At 59.7% G+C, this 293-nt stretch carries 1 pseudogene; it reads left to right on the top strand.

The features are described 5' to 3' along the window. Window positions 1–138 precede the first annotated feature (138 nt). Window positions 139–293: pseudogene (locus HMPREF2822_RS04655) on the top strand (ISL3 family transposase); the annotation flags it as partial.

The raw sequence follows: 293 nt of genomic DNA, 5'->3' as shown, positions 1-293 counted from the left end.
GGCTCTTCCGGTTTCGGGGTGCGTAGCGGGGTGAGGTAGAAATCGACGGGTTCAGCGGGTCACCACAACATGTAGGGGTCCCTGGTGTGAAGATGAAAGTTCCTACACAACCATCTAAACCCACCAGGGACCCGTACTGTGAAGCCTACTGGAAATCTCGTCGCCGACACTATCTGCCGTACCGCGGAAATCGGGCTTGCCATCACCGGTGCCGCTGATGCCGGACCGCTGACCATCATTGAGGCCACGCCAGTAGCCGTTACTGGTGTGTGCCCGGACTGCGGACAGCCAGG

It is taken from the genome of Corynebacterium sp. HMSC062E11, assembly GCF_001811845.1.
Taxonomy (GTDB): domain Bacteria; phylum Actinomycetota; class Actinomycetes; order Mycobacteriales; family Mycobacteriaceae; genus Corynebacterium; species Corynebacterium hesseae.
Note: the sequence above shows the minus strand (reverse complement) of the source record. Positions and strands in the feature narration are given on the sequence as shown.